Source organism: Pseudomonas sp. S07E 245 (assembly GCF_019599025.1).
Classification (GTDB): domain Bacteria; phylum Pseudomonadota; class Gammaproteobacteria; order Pseudomonadales; family Pseudomonadaceae; genus Aquipseudomonas; species Aquipseudomonas shirazensis.
Window position 1 is genome coordinate 2,425,913 of the sequence record NZ_CP080625.1, and the last position, 16,919, is coordinate 2,442,831.

General features: G+C 59.6%; 13 protein-coding genes and 4 tRNA genes. 4 read left to right on the top strand and 13 right to left on the bottom strand.

From position 1 onward, the window contains the following. Positions 1-70 precede the first annotated feature (70 nt). From K3F44_RS11280 to K3F44_RS11335, 12 genes are all read right to left on the bottom strand, one after another. Entirely contained in the window at positions 71-1,942 is a 1,872-nt protein-coding gene (locus tag K3F44_RS11280) for a SurA N-terminal domain-containing protein (protein WP_181108118.1), read from the bottom strand. Positions 1,943-2,122: 180 nt separating this feature from the next. Continuing rightward, positions 2,123-2,395: an HU family DNA-binding protein gene (locus tag K3F44_RS11285; RefSeq protein ID WP_101321070.1), complete on the bottom strand. Its 273-nt coding sequence runs from the start codon at positions 2,393-2,395 to the stop codon at positions 2,123-2,125. 170 nt (positions 2,396-2,565) lie between these two features. Continuing rightward, positions 2,566-4,962, bottom strand: coding sequence for an endopeptidase La (gene lon / locus K3F44_RS11290; RefSeq protein WP_220634044.1), 2,397 nt, complete (start codon positions 4,960-4,962; stop codon positions 2,566-2,568). A 153-nt stretch (positions 4,963-5,115) separates the two neighbouring features. Then, positions 5,116-6,399, bottom strand: coding sequence for an ATP-dependent Clp protease ATP-binding subunit ClpX (gene clpX, locus K3F44_RS11295; protein WP_101321075.1), 1,284 nt, complete (start codon positions 6,397-6,399; stop codon positions 5,116-5,118). Between the two features lie 108 nt (positions 6,400-6,507). After that, positions 6,508-7,149: an ATP-dependent Clp endopeptidase proteolytic subunit ClpP gene (clpP, locus tag K3F44_RS11300; RefSeq protein ID WP_101321077.1), complete on the bottom strand. Its 642-nt coding sequence runs from the start codon at positions 7,147-7,149 to the stop codon at positions 6,508-6,510. Between the two features lie 91 nt (positions 7,150-7,240). Further along, positions 7,241-8,554 carry a trigger factor gene (gene tig, locus K3F44_RS11305; protein ID WP_103437967.1) on the bottom strand — a complete coding sequence of 438 codons (1,314 nt, stop codon included), beginning with the start codon at positions 8,552-8,554 and terminating at the stop codon, positions 7,241-7,243. A 234-nt stretch (positions 8,555-8,788) separates the two neighbouring features. Beyond that, complete coding sequence (locus K3F44_RS11310; protein WP_150569837.1) at positions 8,789-9,094, bottom strand: DUF6388 family protein; 306 nt, start codon at positions 9,092-9,094, stop codon at positions 8,789-8,791. Positions 9,095-9,296: 202 nt separating this feature from the next. After that, the gene (locus tag K3F44_RS11315; protein WP_150572403.1) at positions 9,297-10,076 is read right to left on the bottom strand and encodes a class I SAM-dependent methyltransferase; all 780 of its coding nucleotides are present in this window, start codon (positions 10,074-10,076) and stop codon (positions 9,297-9,299) included. Between the two features lie 237 nt (positions 10,077-10,313). After that, a tRNA-His gene (locus K3F44_RS11320) sits at positions 10,314-10,389 on the bottom strand. 33 nt (positions 10,390-10,422) lie between these two features. Continuing rightward, positions 10,423-10,507, bottom strand: a tRNA-Leu gene (locus tag K3F44_RS11325). Positions 10,508-10,564: 57 nt separating this feature from the next. Beyond that, positions 10,565-10,640: transfer RNA gene (locus K3F44_RS11330), tRNA-His, on the bottom strand. Positions 10,641-10,690: 50 nt separating this feature from the next. Continuing rightward, positions 10,691-10,767: transfer RNA gene (locus K3F44_RS11335), tRNA-Arg, on the bottom strand. Positions 10,768-11,036: 269 nt separating this feature from the next. Between K3F44_RS11335 and folD the strand changes: the two genes are divergently transcribed. Beyond that, entirely contained in the window at positions 11,037-11,891 is an 855-nt protein-coding gene (folD, locus tag K3F44_RS11340; RefSeq protein ID WP_101321083.1) for a bifunctional methylenetetrahydrofolate dehydrogenase/methenyltetrahydrofolate cyclohydrolase FolD, read from the top strand. A gap of 78 nt (positions 11,892-11,969) precedes the next feature. Here the strand turns inward: folD and K3F44_RS11345 are convergent, their stop codons facing one another. Then, the gene (locus tag K3F44_RS11345; RefSeq protein WP_101321085.1) at positions 11,970-13,673 is read right to left on the bottom strand and encodes a bifunctional diguanylate cyclase/phosphodiesterase; all 1,704 of its coding nucleotides are present in this window, start codon (positions 13,671-13,673) and stop codon (positions 11,970-11,972) included. Between the two features lie 401 nt (positions 13,674-14,074). On the opposite strand from K3F44_RS11345, the gene K3F44_RS11350 reads away from it, so the two are divergent. The 3 genes from K3F44_RS11350 (at position 14,075) to K3F44_RS11360 (ending at position 16,874) form a co-directional block, all read left to right on the top strand. Next, the gene (locus tag K3F44_RS11350) at positions 14,075-15,385 is read left to right on the top strand and encodes a C4-dicarboxylate transporter DctA (protein ID WP_101321087.1); all 1,311 of its coding nucleotides are present in this window, start codon (positions 14,075-14,077) and stop codon (positions 15,383-15,385) included. Positions 15,386-15,454: 69 nt separating this feature from the next. Continuing rightward, positions 15,455-16,162: a FadR/GntR family transcriptional regulator gene (locus tag K3F44_RS11355; RefSeq protein ID WP_101323070.1), complete on the top strand. Its 708-nt coding sequence runs from the start codon at positions 15,455-15,457 to the stop codon at positions 16,160-16,162. Between the two features lie 16 nt (positions 16,163-16,178). Beyond that, a complete protein-coding gene (locus K3F44_RS11360) occupies positions 16,179-16,874 on the top strand; it encodes a GntR family transcriptional regulator (RefSeq protein WP_101321089.1) in 696 nt (231 codons plus the stop codon). The last annotated feature ends 45 nt before the right edge of the window (positions 16,875-16,919 follow it).

Consider the following 16,919-nt stretch of genomic DNA (forward strand, 5'->3'; position numbering starts at 1 on the left):
CCGCGCATTTGCAGGCTGCAGAAACCAGACAGGCCGCATAAGCGGCCTGTCTGGTTTTGGGCAGATCAACTCAGTAGCGAGTGATCTCGGCATTAGCTGCCAACTGCTTGCGGTAGGCCGCGAAGTCCTGCTGACCGGCACGCGAAGCGAGGTAGCGGCGGATCTGCTGTTTCTCTTCGTCGGTGGCCGCAGCGCCTTCGTTGACGCCGCGCAGCTGGACCACCACCAGGCTGCCATCGGCGAGCACGGCACTGGCGTATTCAGGCTTGTCCTTGCCGGCAGGCTTGGCCAGGCGGAACACTGCCTGCAGCTCGACTGGGTCGATACCTTCCTGGCCGCGGCTGACCGCTTCCTGGACTTTCCAGGTCTGACCGTCATGGCCAGCACCGGCGGCGATCGAACCGTCACGCAGACCGGCAATCAGTTTGTCAGCCTTGGCTTTGAGTTCGGCAGTCGCCTTCTCTTTGGCCAGGTGCTCGCTGATCCGTTGCGCGACTGCCTCCAGCGGCAGTTGCTCAGGCTTGCGGTGTTCTTTGACACGCAGCACCAGCACGGTCTCTGGATCCAGCTCGATGGCGCTGCTGTTGGCGCCTTCGTCGATCACTTCCTCGCTGAACGCGGCCTGGACGACCTGGCGGTTAGCTGTAATGCCGTCGCCACCTTCACGCCCGAACGGCGCCGAAGTCTGCACTTTCAAACCCAGGTCCTGAGCCGGCTGGGCCAGGTCGGAGGCTTCGAAGGCGGAGTCTTCCAGTTGCTTGGTCACTTCAACGAAGCGCTGCTCGACCTGCTGGGTTTTCAGCTCGCGGGTCAGCTTGTCTTTCAGGCTGGCGAAGGTCGGCACTTGCGGCGCCTCGACACCCAGCAGCTTGATCAGGTGATAACCAAACTCGCTGCGAACCGGCTGCGACACCTGGTCCTTGTTCAGCTTGTACAGGGCATCTTCAAACTCGGCGTCGTAAGCACCAGGGCCGGCGAAGCCAAGATCACCACCGCTGGCAGCGGAACCGGCATCCTGCGAGAACTCCTTGGCCAGGGCGGCGAAGTCTTCACCCTTGGCCAGACGCTGCTGGATCTCTTCGATCTTGGCCTTGGCCTGGGCATCGCTGACCTTGTCGTTGACATCGATGAGGATGTGCGCGGCATGGCGTTGCTCGGCCAGGTTGGCGATCTCTTTCTCGTACAGCGCTTGCAGCTCGGCCGGATCGACCTTGACCTGGTCGAAGAACGCCGACTTCTTCAGCTCGATGTAGTCGATGACGACCTGATCCGGCGTCATGAACTCCTTGGCGTGCTGGTCGTAGTGCGCCTTGACCTCTTCATCACTGACCTTGACCGCCGCCGGGTTGGCCTTGAAGGTCAGCGAGGCGAAGTCGCGGGTCTGTTTTTCCAGACGCGCAAACGCCTCGACCTGTTTGTCGGTGACAAAGCTGCTGCCGGCAAGCCCGGTGCGCAGCTGGCCGATGAGCATTTCTTCGGCGAGCATCTCGCGGAACTGCAGGCGCCCGTAGCCCATCTGGCGAATGACCTGGTCGAAGCGGTTTGCATCGAACTTGCCATCAACCTGGAACTCAGGCGTTTGCAGGATCACTTGATCCAGCGCCGCCTCGGAGAATGCAAATTTCGCGTCCTTGGCACCTTCCAACAGCAATTTGCGATCGATCAAGCCTTTGAGCGCTGCTTCACGCAGCATCTTTTCGTCCAGCAGAGCAGGATCGAAGTCCTTGCCCAGCTGTTGCATCAGCTGGCGGCGCTGCATATCGACAGCCTGGCTCAGCTCGTTCTGGCTGATGGTTTCACCGTTTACCTTGGCGGCGTCCTGGCTATGGCTGGCGGCCTGAAAAATCGCCTCGAAGCCCGTCAATGCCATCAGCACGACGATAAGGCCGATGATGGTCTTGGCAATCCAACCCTGTGAATTGTCCCTGATATTCTGCAGCATGCGTCCCCCAGAAACGGTTGTACCACTGCGTCGTCAACCGCGGAGCGTGGGTAGAGTCCTGATAGAAGAAAGGCGCATCCGAAGATGCGCCTTCTCGAAGCGAGCGTGACGGCGGGAACGTTTGCGTCCCGCCGTCACGCGATTGGCCACGGTAGCGCCGCGGCCGGCTGAACAGACGACTTAGTTGACAGCGTCTTTCAGGCCTTTGCCAGGCTTGAAGCCAGGAACCTTGGCGGCGGCGATCTTGATCGCAGCACCGGTTTGCGGGTTACGGCCAGTGCGCTCGGCACGGTCTTTGACCGTGAAAGTACCGAAACCTACCAGAACCACGTCGTCGCCTTTTTGCAGAGCGCCCTGTACGGAGTCGATCACTGCATCCAGAGCCTTACCGGCGGTGGCTTTCGAAATATCAGCAGATGTGGCGATAGCGTCAATCAGTTCCGACTTGTTCACTCTAAGTCCCCTTATATCTCTAATTTAAGTATGTTTCTAAGTATGTAATTAGTGCGTGTAAAAATTAGTGCGTGCAAAACGAGCGCTGGGTGGCCTGTTGACACGAGCGTGCCGCTTTATAGCAAGGGCCCGAAAAAACTGTCAAGGAAAGCCCCCCAGCGTGAAACGTATTAGTGCGTGCTGATTCTTTCCTTGGCATCGCTGTCGCGCTTGTCATCCTTCGCGACGATCTCCGGAGCCACATCTGGCAAGGGCTCGGGGGCGTATTGCAGCGCAATTTGGAGGACTTCGTCAATCCATTTGACCGGTTTGATCTGAAGATCCTGCTTGATGTTGTCCGGAATCTCTTTCAGGTCACGAACGTTCTCTTCGGGAATGATCACCGTCTTGATCCCACCCCGGTGCGCTGCAAGGAGCTTTTCCTTGAGCCCGCCGATGGCCAGAACCTGACCACGCAAGGTGATCTCGCCGGTCATGGCCACGTCGGCGCGTACCGGGATCTGGGTCAGTGCCGAGACCAATGCGGTGCACATGCCAACGCCTGCGCTCGGGCCATCCTTCGGCGTCGCGCCTTCAGGCATGTGGATGTGAACGTCGCGCTTCTCGTGGAAGTCAGCGGCGATCCCCAGACTACGGGCACGGCTGCGAACCACGGTTTGCGCCGCCGTGATCGACTCGACCATGACGTCACCGAGCGAACCGGTCTTGATCAACTGGCCCTTGCCAGGGATCACTACCGCCTCGATGGTGAGCAATTCCCCGCCCACCTGGGTCCAGGCCAGGCCGGTCACTTGACCGATCTGATCCTGCTGCTCAGCCAGGCCGTAACGGAACTTGCGTACGCCCAGGTGATGCTCGAGCTGCTCGCTGGTGACCTTGACCTTCACCGATTTCTGCCCGCTGTGCTCCTTGACCACCTTGCGGCAGATCTTCGCAATCTGACGTTCGAGGCCACGCACACCGGCTTCGCGGGTATAGAAGCGGATGATGTCGCGGATCGCCGAGACATCGATGTCCAGCTCGTCCTTCTTCAGGCCGTTGGCCTTGACCTGCTTGGGCACCAGGTACTTGACCGCGATGTTGATCTTCTCGTCTTCGGTGTAACCCGGCAGACGGATGACTTCCATTCGGTCGAGCAGCGCCGGAGGGATGTTCATCGAGTTCGAGGTGCACAGGAACATTACGTCGGACAGGTCGTAATCGACCTCCAGGTAATGGTCGTTGAAATTGTGGTTCTGCTCGGGATCGAGTACTTCCAGCAGTGCCGAGGCCGGATCGCCGCGCATGTCGCTGCCCATCTTGTCGATCTCGTCAAGCAGGAACAGCGGGTTACGTACGCCAACCTTGGTCATTTTCTGGATCAGGCGGCCCGGCATGGAGCCGATGTAGGTACGCCGGTGACCACGAATCTCGGCCTCGTCACGCACGCCACCGAGGGCCATCCGGACGAACTTGCGATTGGTAGCAGTGGCGATCGACTCGGCCAGCGAGGTCTTGCCGACGCCAGGCGGGCCAACCAGGCACAGCACAGGACCACGGATCTTTTTCACACGCTTCTGTACAGCGAGATACTCAAGGATGCGCTCCTTGACCTCGTCAAGGCCATAGTGGTCGGCGTCGAGAATTTCTTCAGCCTTGGCCAGGTCCAGGCGGACCTTGCTCTGGGCTTTCCATGGCACCTGCACCAGCCAGTCGAGGTAGGTCCGCACCACGGTAGCTTCAGCCGACATAGGCGACATCTGCTTGAGTTTGTTCAGCTCAGCCTGAGCCTTGATCAGGGCATCTTTGGGCAGGCCAGCGGCATCGATGCGCTTTTTCAGCTCTTCGACTTCGTTGTGGCCTTCATCGCCATCACCAAGCTCCTTCTGAATGGCCTTCATCTGCTCATTCAGGTAGTACTCGCGCTGGCTGCGCTCCATCTGCTTCTTGACCCGGCCGCGGATGCGTTTTTCAACCTGCAGCAGGTCGATCTCGCCATCCAGCAAGGCCAGCACGTGCTCGACCCGCGCCTGCAGGTCGACAATCTCGAGGATCTCTTGCTTCTGCTCGATCTTCAGCGCCATGTGCGCGGCCATGGTATCGACCAGGCGACCCGGCTCTTCGATGCTGTTGAGCGAGGACAGTACTTCAGCCGGGACTTTCTTGCCCAACTGCACATACTGCTCGAACTGCGACAGCAAGCTGCGCACGAACACTTCCGACTCACGCTCTGGGGCGTCGGTTTCATCGATCAGGCTGACGTCGGCACGGACATGCCCATCAACCTCGTTGAAACGCTCGACAGCGCCGCGCTGCTCACCTTCGACCAGGACCTTGACGGTGCCATCGGGCAGTTTCAGCAGCTGCAGGACAGTGGCGATGGTGCCGACGCGGTACAGGGCGTCTTCACCTGGATCATCATCGGCAGGGTTTTTCTGGGCAAGCAGCAGGATCTGCTTTTCGCCCGTCATCGCCGCCTCGAGGGCTTCGATGGATTTTTCGCGCCCCACAAACAGCGGGATAACCATGTGCGGGTAAACGACGACATCGCGCAATGGCAAAAGAGGCAAGTCGAGGGTTGTCTTCATGATTTCGCCTCTACAGCGGCCTTATGGCCGAATCCGGTGGAAATAGTGCTTGGACCTAATGTGGGGGTAGGTCCTTCAAATTACAAGCACTTAAGCGGGAAAAGCAGAAAGGGGCCCGAAGGCCCCTTTCATTTTTCACAACGGCTGCCTGGATCAGGCGTCCGGTGCGGCTTTGGCCTGCGGCTCGTTGTTCTCGTAAATGAGCAACGGCTGCGAGGTACCTTCGATGACGCTCTCGTCGATCACCACCTTGCTGACTTCCTTCTGCGAAGGAATCTCGTACATGGTGTCGAGCAACACGCCTTCGAGAATCGAACGCAGGCCACGGGCGCCGGTTTTGCGCTCCAGAGCCTTGCGCGCGACGGCCTTGAGAGCGTCGCTGCGGAACTCGAGGTCCACGCTTTCCATCTCGAACAGCTTGGCGTACTGCTTGGTGAGGGCGTTCTTCGGCTCGGTCAGAATCTGCATCAGCGCAGCTTCGTCCAACTCGTCGAGGGTAGCCAACACCGGCAGACGGCCAACGAACTCAGGGATCAGACCGAACTTGACCAGATCGTCAGGCTCGACCTCACGCAGGGATTCACCAACCTTCTTGCCTTCTTCCTTGCTGCGCACTTCTGCACCAAAACCAATGCCACCTTTGGTGGAACGGCCTTGGATGACCTTCTCGAGGCCAGAGAATGCGCCACCGCAAATGAACAGGATATTGCGGGTATCAACCTGCAGGAATTCCTGTTGCGGGTGCTTGCGACCACCTTGCGGCGGCACGGAAGCCACGGTGCCTTCAATCAACTTCAACAGCGCTTGCTGCACGCCCTCACCCGAAACGTCACGGGTGATCGACGGGTTGTCCGACTTGCGCGAAATCTTGTCGATTTCGTCGATGTAGACAATGCCCATCTGGGCCTTCTCCACGTCGTAGTCGCACTTTTGCAGCAGCTTCTGAATGATGTTCTCGACGTCCTCACCAACATAACCGGCTTCGGTCAGGGTGGTGGCGTCGGCAATGGTAAACGGTACGTTCAAAAGGCGTGCCAGGGTTTCGGCGAGCAGCGTCTTGCCCGAGCCAGTCGGCCCGATCAGGAGAATGTTGCTCTTGCCGAGTTCGACTTCGTCGCCCTTCTTGTCACGCTGATTCAGGCGCTTGTAGTGGTTGTACACCGCTACCGCGAGCACCTTCTTCGCGCGCTCCTGACCAATCACGTACTGGTCAAGGATGCCGCTGATTTCTTTCGGCGAAGGCAATTTGTGCGCATTGCTTTCGGCCTGGGCTTCCTGCACCTCCTCTCGGATGATGTCGTTGCACAGGTCGACGCACTCGTCGCAGATAAATACCGAGGGCCCAGCAATCAATTTGCGCACTTCGTGCTGGCTTTTGCCGCAGAAGGAGCAATAAAGCAATTTGCCGCTGTCCTCGCCGTTACGGGTGTCAGTCATTCGATCGATCCAATCCGGTAGGCTTGCAACACAAGATGAAGGCAATTGCGGGCTTTTTCAAGTCCGCAGGCAGGCGCTTTTGACGCCTGCCTGCTCTGGCCCTGAGGATCAGGACGCCAGTTGCCGCTTGTCGTATACCGAGTCGACCAGGCCGTACTCGGCCGCGCGCTGCGCGCTCATGAAGTTGTCACGCTCAGTATCACGCTGGATCGTCTCCAGATCCTGGCCAGTGTGGTAGGCCAGCAGCTCGTTGAGACGGGCCTTGATGCTGAGGATTTCCTGGGCGTGGATCTGGATGTCGGTGGCCTGACCCTGGAAGCCGCCAAGCGGCTGGTGGATCATGACGCGCGAGTTCGGCAGGCAGTGACGCTTGCCCTTGGCACCCGCGGTCAACAGGAAGGCACCCATGCTGCAGGCTTGGCCGATGCAGATGGTGGAGACATCCGGCTTGATGAACTGCATGGTGTCGTAGATCGACATGCCCGCAGTCACCGAACCGCCCGGTGAGTTGATGTAGAGATGGATATCCTTGTCCGGGTTTTCCGCTTCGAGGAACAACATCTGTGCCACTACCAGGTTGGCCATGTAGTCTTCTACAGGACCTACCAGGAAGATCACCCGCTCCTTCAAGAGGCGCGAGTAGATGTCATAGGCGCGTTCGCCGCGGGCGGACTGCTCGACAACCATCGGGACCAGACCGCCTGCGGCCTGGATGTCAGAGCTCTGCTGAATATAAGAATTGCGGGACATGTCCTGCACTCACTCCCAAATAGTCATGGCTTGAATACGCACAAGCCAGCGCGAAGGCTGGCTTGTGGTGGTTTCCTACGAGAGCTGCAGATTACTCAGCTTCGGCAGGAGCCTGTGCTGGTTTTACTGCTTCTTCGTACGAGACCGATTTGTCGGTCACAGTCGCTTTCTGCAGGACAGTATCTACAACTTGCTCTTCCAGCACAACCGAACGCACTTCGTTCAGCTGCTGGTCGTTTTTGTAGTACCAGCTGATGACCTGCTCTGGCTCCTGGTAAGCGGAAGCCATTTCTTCGATCATCTCGCGAACCTTGCCTTCGTCAGGCTTGAGGTCGAACTGCTTGACCACTTCAGCCACGATCAGACCCAGCACGACGCGGCGCTTGGCTTGTTCTTCGAACAGCTCTGCCGGCAGTTGCTCAGGCTTGATGTTGCCACCGAACTGCTGAACAGCCTGTACGCGCAGACGGTTGACTTCGTTTTCCAGCAGCGCTTTTGGCACTTCGATCGGGTTGGCGGCCAGCAGACCGTCCATGACCTGGTTTTTTACCTTGGTCTTGATCGCCTGGCGCAGTTCACGCTCCATGTTCTTGCGAACTTCGGTGCGGAAGCCTTCCAGAGTGGTTTCCTTGATGCCGAACTGGGCGAAGAACTCTTCGTTCAGCTCAGGCAGCTGGGGAGCCGAAACGCTGTTCACGGTGATGGTGAACTCAGCAGCTTTGCCAGCCAGGTCGAGGTTCTGGTAGTCCTCTGGGAAGGTCACGTTGACAACGCGCTCTTCGCCAGCTTTGGCGCCTACCAGGCCATCTTCGAAGCCTGGGATCATGCGGCCGGAGCCCAGTACCAGCTGGGTGCCCTTGGCCGAGCCACCGGCGAACTCTTCACCGTCAACCTTGCCGACGAAGTCGATGTTGACCTGGTCGTCGATCTGCGCAGCGCGCTCGACAGTTTCAAAGCGGGTGTTCTGCTTGCGCAGGACTTCCAGCATGTTGTCCAGGTCAGCATCAGCCACTTCGGCGCTCAGACGCTCGACGTTGATCGAGTCGAAGCCGGCAACGGTGAACTCTGGGAACACTTCGAAGATGGCAACGAATTCCAGGTCCTTACCTTTTTCGAAGGACTTTGGCTCAACGGCCGGGGCGCCAGCCGGGTTCAGCTTCTGCTCAACCACAGCCTCGTAGAAGGACGACTGAACCAGGTCACCGAAGGCTTCCTGACGGGCAGCTTCTTCGTAACGCTGGCGGATCACGCTCATTGGCACCTTGCCAGGGCGGAAGCCCGCAACCTTGGCGCGACGGGCAGTCTGCTGCAGACGCTTGTTGACTTCGGTCTCGACGCGCTCGGCCGGGACGGCGATGGTCATGCGGCGCTCGAGAGCGGAAGTGTTTTCAACCGAAACTTGCATGGATATTCCTCGTTGCACAGACGTTAGCCGGCGAAAGCCCGACTCCAGAATCAAGGGCAAGCATTCTAGTGACTCACGCACCAGAAGTCACCCCACTCAAGACGACGGGAAACCTCGCCGATCGATTTCATGGAAAACCCTGCGCAAAATGCGCCAGGCCTCATCTATAAAGGGCTGCACGCAGGCAGCCGCAGCCCCTGACTGAAAAACCTTGTCAAACAAACACGGCGGCAATCAGCCGTGCTCGGGGTCGATCTCGTTGAACGCGCAGTACTCATCCCACTCCATGCCCAACGCCTCGGCCACCTCACGGTGCACCTCAAGACGCATGGCGTGCAGTTCTTCAGGGCTCTGAGCGACCAGTTGCAGGGTCAGCTCCCAGGGCTCGATGCCCTGCTCCTGCGCTGCATCATCAAAGGCCCACTGGATCTGCTGAGCCTGCTCGCGCGGGCTCAATTCGCGGATCTCTTCGAGCATCTGCGGATTGGCCTCGGCAAAGCGTTGCAGTGCCAGCGCCTGGCGAGCTTCTTTGGCTATCATCGGGTATTTCCTCTGGCGGCAGCTGGCCGCAATTCAACCAGCTGAAATCTATCAGCTTTTACTGAATTGTCACCAGCGCAGCGTGCCAAAGCGCGTCCAGAGGCTACAGACGCCGAGCACGAGTGGCCCGACGAGGTGCACCTGCGGGCTAGCCCCAATCAGCAGGGGCCGCCCAAGACCTTTGCGGCAATAATGGTCGCGATCAGACGAAACTGATGTTATGACGCTGCGCACCGTAGACTACACGTGCCGCTGTAATCAGCTGATGTGGGATCTCTACATAGGGCACGTCGGAGTTGGTCAGCGCCACATCGAACAATTGCACCAGCTTGGAATTGCGGCGCACAAGAATCACGTCCGACCAATCCGTATTGGTGACTGCGACAGGGATGAAGTCGGTGCGCTTCATGAAACTGCCCAACGCCTCGAGAACACCCAGATTCTGCTTGGTGCCCATGACGCTGTGGCAGCAATCATTGAGCATCATGATGCCATCTTCACCGAGAAACTCCTGATAGCGCATCATATCGCGCAGGACGTATTCGTACTGATGATTGGCATCGACATACACCAGGTCAAACTGATGAATGCCGGTTTGTTGGCGGACCTTGTCGATGGCACTGATGGTATCGGCGCGGATCATGCTCACTTCCGGCTTGTCGACGAACTTCGCTGCGCACTCGTCATAGAGCGCATCCCAGGTCGCCGGGTCGTGCATAGAGCCGCCATAGTAGTACTCGTAGGCATCAACCGGTGCGACCCACTCCGGCAGCTCGTCGAATGGGCTGTAGGCATCGTTGGCCGCAGCGCTCCAGCTGTCAATCAGGACCATACGTTCCGGCTCCATGGCCGCATACATCTTCAATGCGTTTTCCCCGCGGAGCACACCCAGCTCCGCCACCAATGGGCGCTTTTCAAGCGACTGGAATACTGCACCCAGCAAACGATAAAAGTTGTCTCGATTGGTATGGCAGACTTTCATGGTTGATCCTTGTATGCACGAGAGTGGCGCGCCAGTAGACCAGCGGCAGGCCTCCCACCTAGCAAGAAACCGACCAACAAGAATAAAAAACCAATAGAATCAGCAGGTTATTCGCGCAAGCCACCCCCGACAGCCTGCATCATGCGAAGGCGGCGCCAGCCAAATGACGGACCACCTCGAAAAGAAGGCAAAAAAAAGGCGCCTGATCATTCGATCGAGGCGCCTTTAATATAAATATGGGGTGGACGATGGGAATCGAACCCACGACAACCGGAATCACAATCCGGCGCTCTACCAACTGAGCTACGCCCACCATAGTGCGGTACTGCGTTGAAACCTTGAAGCATGGTGCGGATGAAGAGACTCGAACTCTTACAGCTTGCGCCGCTGGAACCTAAATCCAGTGTGTCTACCAATTCCACCACATCCGCATGCAACACTTAAATCAAAGGCGCCAGATCGTTCAATCAAGGCGCCTTCGAAAAATATGGGGTGGACGATGGGAATCGAACCCACGACAACCGGAATCACAATCCGGCGCTCTACCAACTGAGCTACGCCCACCATATAGCGGCATTACGTTACTGCATCACTTGCGTGCCTAAGCTGCCTAATGGCGCACCCGGCAGGACTCGAACCTGCGACCATCCGCTTAGAAGGCGGATGCTCTATCCAGCTGAGCTACGGGCACATAAGCAATCTGCCTAACCTCACAGGGGCTGGCAGCAACGCTGCGAACCACCCATTCTGCCCGACTTCGCCAACCAGTGATAGGCTGTGCCCGACAAGTGCGCCGAATGTTATAGACGAGCTGTAAAAGCGTCAACACCTTTCTCTAAAAAATCGAAATTATTGAAGGAGTTAGAGGATTTGCCCGACCACCCGCCTTTGCCCTCGGGCCGTGTCGTGCGAGAATGCGCCATTCTATCTGTTTCTTTCTCGATGGTTAATCACGCGTCTATGACTGCACACCTTATCGATGGCAAGGCGATCGCCGCCAACCTGCGCCAGCAGATCGCTCAACAGGTCGTGGAGCGCCGCCAGCAAGGCCTGCGCACGCCAGGCCTGGCAGTGATCCTGGTCGGCACCGATCCCGCCTCCCAAGTCTATGTATCGCACAAGCGCAAGGACTGCGAAGAGGTCGGCTTTATCTCCCAGGCGTTCGACCTGCCCAGCGAAACCTCCCAGCAAGCGCTGACCGACCTGATCGACCAGCTCAATGAGGACGCCGCAGTCGACGGCATCCTCCTGCAGCTGCCGTTGCCAGCGCACCTCGACGCTTCGCTGCTGCTCGAGCGGATTCGCCCGGACAAGGACGTCGACGGTTTCCATCCGTATAACGTCGGCCGCCTCGCCCAGCGCATCCCGCTACTGCGCCCATGCACCCCGAAAGGCATCATGGCCCTGCTGGAAAGCACCGGCCAGGACCTGTACGGGATGGACGCTGTGGTCGTCGGCGCCTCGAATATCGTTGGCCGGCCGATGGCCATGGAGCTGCTGCTGGCTGGCTGCACCGTGACCGTTACCCACCGCTTCACCAAGGATCTGGCCGAACACGTCGGCCGTGCCGATCTGGTCGTGGTTGCGGCGGGCAAGCCGGGCTTGGTCAAGGGTGAATGGATCAAGCCGGGCGCAATCGTCATCGACGTCGGCATCAACCGCCAGGAAGACGGCAAGCTGGTCGGCGATGTGGTCTACGAGACCGCCCTGCCCCGTGCCGGCTGGATTACGCCGGTACCAGGCGGCGTTGGGCCGATGACTCGCGCCTGCCTGCTGGAAAACACCTTGTATGCGGCGCAAGAGCTGCATAAATAAGGTCAACGCCAACGGTGGCCAAGGCTGCTACAGCGTAAAAAACGGCACTCATGTGCCGTTTTTTTTGAGCCCAGTTCGTCAGATACGTTTGAGCACTCCACCAGGCCACTGCTCTGGCTGCACGTAGCCGTGCGCCCACACCAGCACATCCGCCGCCGGCATGGGCCGCGCAATCGCATACCCCTGAGCCAGATCACAGCCCAGCGCCATCAATACCAGGCCGTGCTCGTGAGTCTCAAGACCCTCGGCGATGACCTCGCGACCAAAGGCCCGAGCCAGGCCGATCACCGCCCGGGTCAGAGCCAGGTCATCCTGATCATGCAAAATGTCCCGCACGAACGACTTGTCGATCTTGATCGTCTGCGCCTGCAATCGCTTCAGGTAGCTGAGCGAGGAATAGCCGGTACCGAAGTCGTCCAGCGAGAAACGCACCCCAAGGCCCTGACAAGCCGCCAGGCATTGGCTGACGTGCTGGATATTCTCGATGGCGACCGACTCGACGATCTCCAGGTCCAGCAGCGCCGGATCGACCGAGGCATGGCGCGCCAGCAATTGCTCCAGACGCTCGGCAAAATCAGCGCGCTGCAAATGACGCGCAGCGATGTTGACGCTGACCGACCATTGATGACCTTGCGTGTGCCAGCTTTGCAATTGCCTCAAGGCCTGCTCGATCACCCATTCGCCCAGTTCGACGATCAGGTCGGTCTGCTCGACCAATGGCAGAAAATCTCCAGGCATCACCATTCCGTTGAGCGGGTGCTGCCAGCGCAGCAGCCCTTCAAAGCCCAGCACTTCCCCGCTGCGCATATTCACCTTGGGCTGGTAATGCAGGCACAGCTCACCGTCATGCAGGGCCTGGCGAACCCGCGCCACGGTCTGGTGAGTGGCCTTGAGTTCAAGCTCCTGCGTCACGTCGAACAGGTGGTAACGGTTGCGCCCGCGCTGCTTGGCAACATACATGGCCTGATCGGCATGGCGCACCAGGGTGTCGGCATCCTCGTCATCCTGCGGAAACAGGGTAACGCCGATGCTCGCACTGACGATCACGGTCTGCTCGCGTAACGGATAAGGCGCCGCCAGGGCATCGAGGATGCGCTGCAGGCCTGCATGCAGCTGGTCACTGTCCTTTACATGGCGCAGGATCAGCACAAACTCATCCCCTGACAGCCGCGCCACCGAGTCCCCTGCGCGCAAGATCTTTTGCAGACGGCTCGCCACTTCCACCAGCAACCGGTCACCCGCAGCATGCCCGTAGCCGTCGTTGACCGCCTTGAACCGGTCCAGATCAAGCATGCACACGGCCAACGGAATGTTCTCTCTGCGAGAGAAAGCCAGGGCCTGATTGAGCAGATCGGACAGGTAGGCGCGATTGGGCAGCCCGGTCAACACATCGTGTCCGACCCGCCACTGCAGGGTGTGCAGCAGTTGGCGCTTTTCGGTCACGTCGAAGCGGATCGAAACGTACTTGCGAACCTTACCCGACGCCGGATCAATCAACGGCACCATGGTGCTGTCGACCCAATACAACGAACCGTCCTTGGCACGGTTGCAGATCTCGCCTTTCCAGACCTGCCCGGCCACCAGCGCGCGCCACATGTCGAGGAAGAACTCAGGCTCGTGCAGGCCCGAATTGAGGATCCGGTGGTTGGCGCCGAGCAGTTCCTCCCGGCTGTAGCCGGAGATGCTGCAAAACTGCTGGTTGACGTAGGTGATACGCCCGCTCAGGTCGGCTTCGGAAAAAATCGCGGCCGCGTCCACGGCCGCGCGGTAGTTATCGTCCATATGCCATCCTGGCCCAGCGCTTGAACCGCTTCATCCATACAGATCAGGCGGCCGCTCAAGCAAAAGCGGCGGATTCTACGTGTCCATGCCGAGAATGGAAATGAGGCCAAAGCATCAGCGCACTGGCTAGCGCCGTTTGGGTTCAAGCGGCATCTGCCGCACCCTGCACAGCAAATTGCTCTGGCTCGAGCGCTTGCACAGGTAATTTCCCGCGCCAGAGCGGCCAGATGCAATAGCTCGCAACTGGTCAGACCGGTCAGGCCAAATTCACTTGCAATGTAGGAAATTTCGCGGTTTTATGATCGGGCACTGAACAAACCGGTAAGACCACAATAATTAAGTCCTGCGCTCTTTGGCCCGCTGCTCCATCGAAGCAAGGACACCGATCTGAGACTCCTCCCATGCTTAAGTGGTGCTCGCGTTCGATTTTCCTTCAGGTGGTGCTAGGGCTGGTCCTTGGTATCGTTTGCGGCCTCAGCTTCCCTGAGGTCTCCCTCCAGTTGAAACCCCTCGGCGACGGCTTTATCAAGCTGATCAAGATGCTCATCGGCCTGATCGTGTTCTGCGTGGTGGTCAGTGGCATTTCCGGTGCCGGCGACCTGAAAAAGGTCGGGCGCATCGGCCTCAAGTCGGTGATCTACTTCGAGGTACTGACAACTATTGCCCTGGTCATCGGCCTGGTGTTCGCCTTCAGTACCGGCATCGGTAGCGGCGCCAACATCCATCTGGATCAACTGTCTGTTGCCGACGCCAATGGCCTCGCCGACCGCGGCCAGCAGGTGCACAGCACCGCCACCTTCCTAATGGGCCTGATCCCGACCTCGGTCATCGGCGCCTTCGCCGACAACAACATCCTGCAGGTTCTGCTGTTCTCGGTGCTGTTCGGCAGTGCCCTGAACCTGGTTGGTGAAGCCGCGTCAGGCATTTCGCGCCTGATCAACGAACTCAGCCACGTGATCTTCCGCATCATGGGCATGATCGTGCGCCTGGCACCGATTGGCGTGTTCGGCGCGATCGCTTTCACTACCAGTAAATATGGCCTGGAGTCGCTGCACCACCTGGGCGGCCTGGTCGCGCTGTTCTACCTGACCTGCGCCGGCTTCGTGCTGGTCGTGCTCGGCACCGTGATGCGCCTGTCGGGCCTGCGCCTGCTGCCACTGATCAAGTACCTGCGTGAAGAGCTGACCATCGTCATGGGCACCGCTTCGTCCGACGCTGTACTGCCGCAGATCATGCGCAAGCTCGAGCACCTCGGTATCGGTAGCTCGACGGTTGGCCTGGTGATCCCTACCGGCTACTCGTTCAACCTCGACGGTTTCTCGATCTACCTGACGTTGGCCATCGTGTTCATCGCCAATGCCACCGGCACGCCGCTGGCCATGACTGACCTGATGACCATCTTGCTGGTATCGCTGGTCACCTCCAAAGGCGCCCACGGCATCCCCGGCTCGGCACTGGTGATCCTCGCAGCCACGCTGACCGCAGTGCCGGCGATCCCGGTGGTTGGCCTGGTGCTGGTGCTGGCAGTGGACTGGTTCATGGGTATCGGTCGCGCCCTGACCAACCTGATCGGCAACTGCGTCGCCACCGTGGCCATCGCCCGCTGGGAAAAAGACATCGACCTGGAGCGCGCCAACAACGTGCTCAGCGGCAAACCGGGCTTTGCCCACCAGCCGCGCAAACAACCCATCGCCCATCAACAGGAGTTCTGATTGATACAGGCCGGCAGCGATGCCGGCCTGTATCAGGAGCGTTATGCAACTTTTATCAGGAAACGACCCATGATCAGTTCATCGACCGTGGTCACATCAGTAGTGGAAAAACTGCGCCAGGCGCTGGCCCGCGGCCAGTGGCGCAGCGGTGAAATGCTGCCCGGCCAGCGCGAGCTGGCCGAACAGATGGGCATCAGCCGGCCGAGCCTGCGCGAAGCGGTAACCGTCCTCGAAACCCTCGGCCTGGTGCGCTCGCTGCCGGGCAAAGGGGTGCTGGTCCTGGACGCTGACGCCGCCGCAGCGCAGGAGCCGGTCGGCGACGCCGTCGGCGCTGCCAGCCTGGCCGACGTGCTCGAACTGCGTTACACCCTTGAGCCGTTTATTGTCGGCCTGGTCGCGCAGTCGGCCAACAGCCAGGACATAGGCCAACTGCGCCTGACCCTGATGGACATGCGCGAGGCGCTAGACGCCAGCGACAGCGAAGCCGGCGTCAACGCCTACATCGCCTTCCATCAGGAGCTGTTTGCCCTGACCACCAACCCGATTTTCCAGAGCGTGGTGCAACAGACCGGCAATGCCCTCAAGCAAAGCGCCGACATGCTGCGCAATTCGCCCGAGCACCTGGCTGCGCGCCTGCGTGAGAACGAAGCCGTGGTGCGTGCCATCCGTGACAAGAACAGCGCCCAGGCCAGTGCCCAGATGCGTCGGCACATCCTCCAGGAAGGCCTGCGCATGGGTATCGAACTGAATATCCCGGACGAACACCCCGGCCCATGACTCCAGGAGAGCGACCATGACCGCTTGCGCCCACGCCGCCCAGCCCCTGCCTGCCCTGCTCGGCGCCGGCGAGACCCGCCTCTCTGCCGAGCAGATCTACCCACGCTTGTTCGACGCCATCCTCGAACAGCGCCTGCCACCTGGCAGTGCACTGCCGGAACAGGCCCTGGGCGACGCCTTTGGCGTCAGCCGCACGGTGATCCGGCGGGTGCTTGGGCGCTTGTCCGATCAGCAAGTGGTGGTGCAGCGTCCAAGCCATACCGCGCACCTGGCCGCACCCGACCCGCAACAGGCGCGGCAAGTGCTCAGCGCCCGCCGCCTGGCCGAAACCACCCTGATCACCCTGGCGACCCAACGGGCCCGCCCCAATCAGATCCGGCAACTACGGCAACTGGTCGAGCGCGAGCGCCAGCACCATGAACAGGGCGAGCGCTGCACGGCGATCCGCCTCGGCGGCGAGTTCCACCTGAAGCTTGCGCAGATGGCCGCCAACGCACCCTTGGCGCGCTTTCTCAATGGCCTGGTGCCGATGACTTCGTTGATCATCGCCCGCTATGAGTCACCCTGCTGCGACCACTGCGCCTGGGAAGAACACGCCGCGATCATCGATGCCGTCGAAAGTGGCGACAGCAGCGCGGCGCTGACCTTGATGCACGAGCATCTGGACCGGCTCGAAGCCAAGCTCGATCTCGGCCAGGACCACAGCCTTTAGCAAAAACTGCCGCGGGGCCGCTGCCTACCTATAATCAGCTGATCC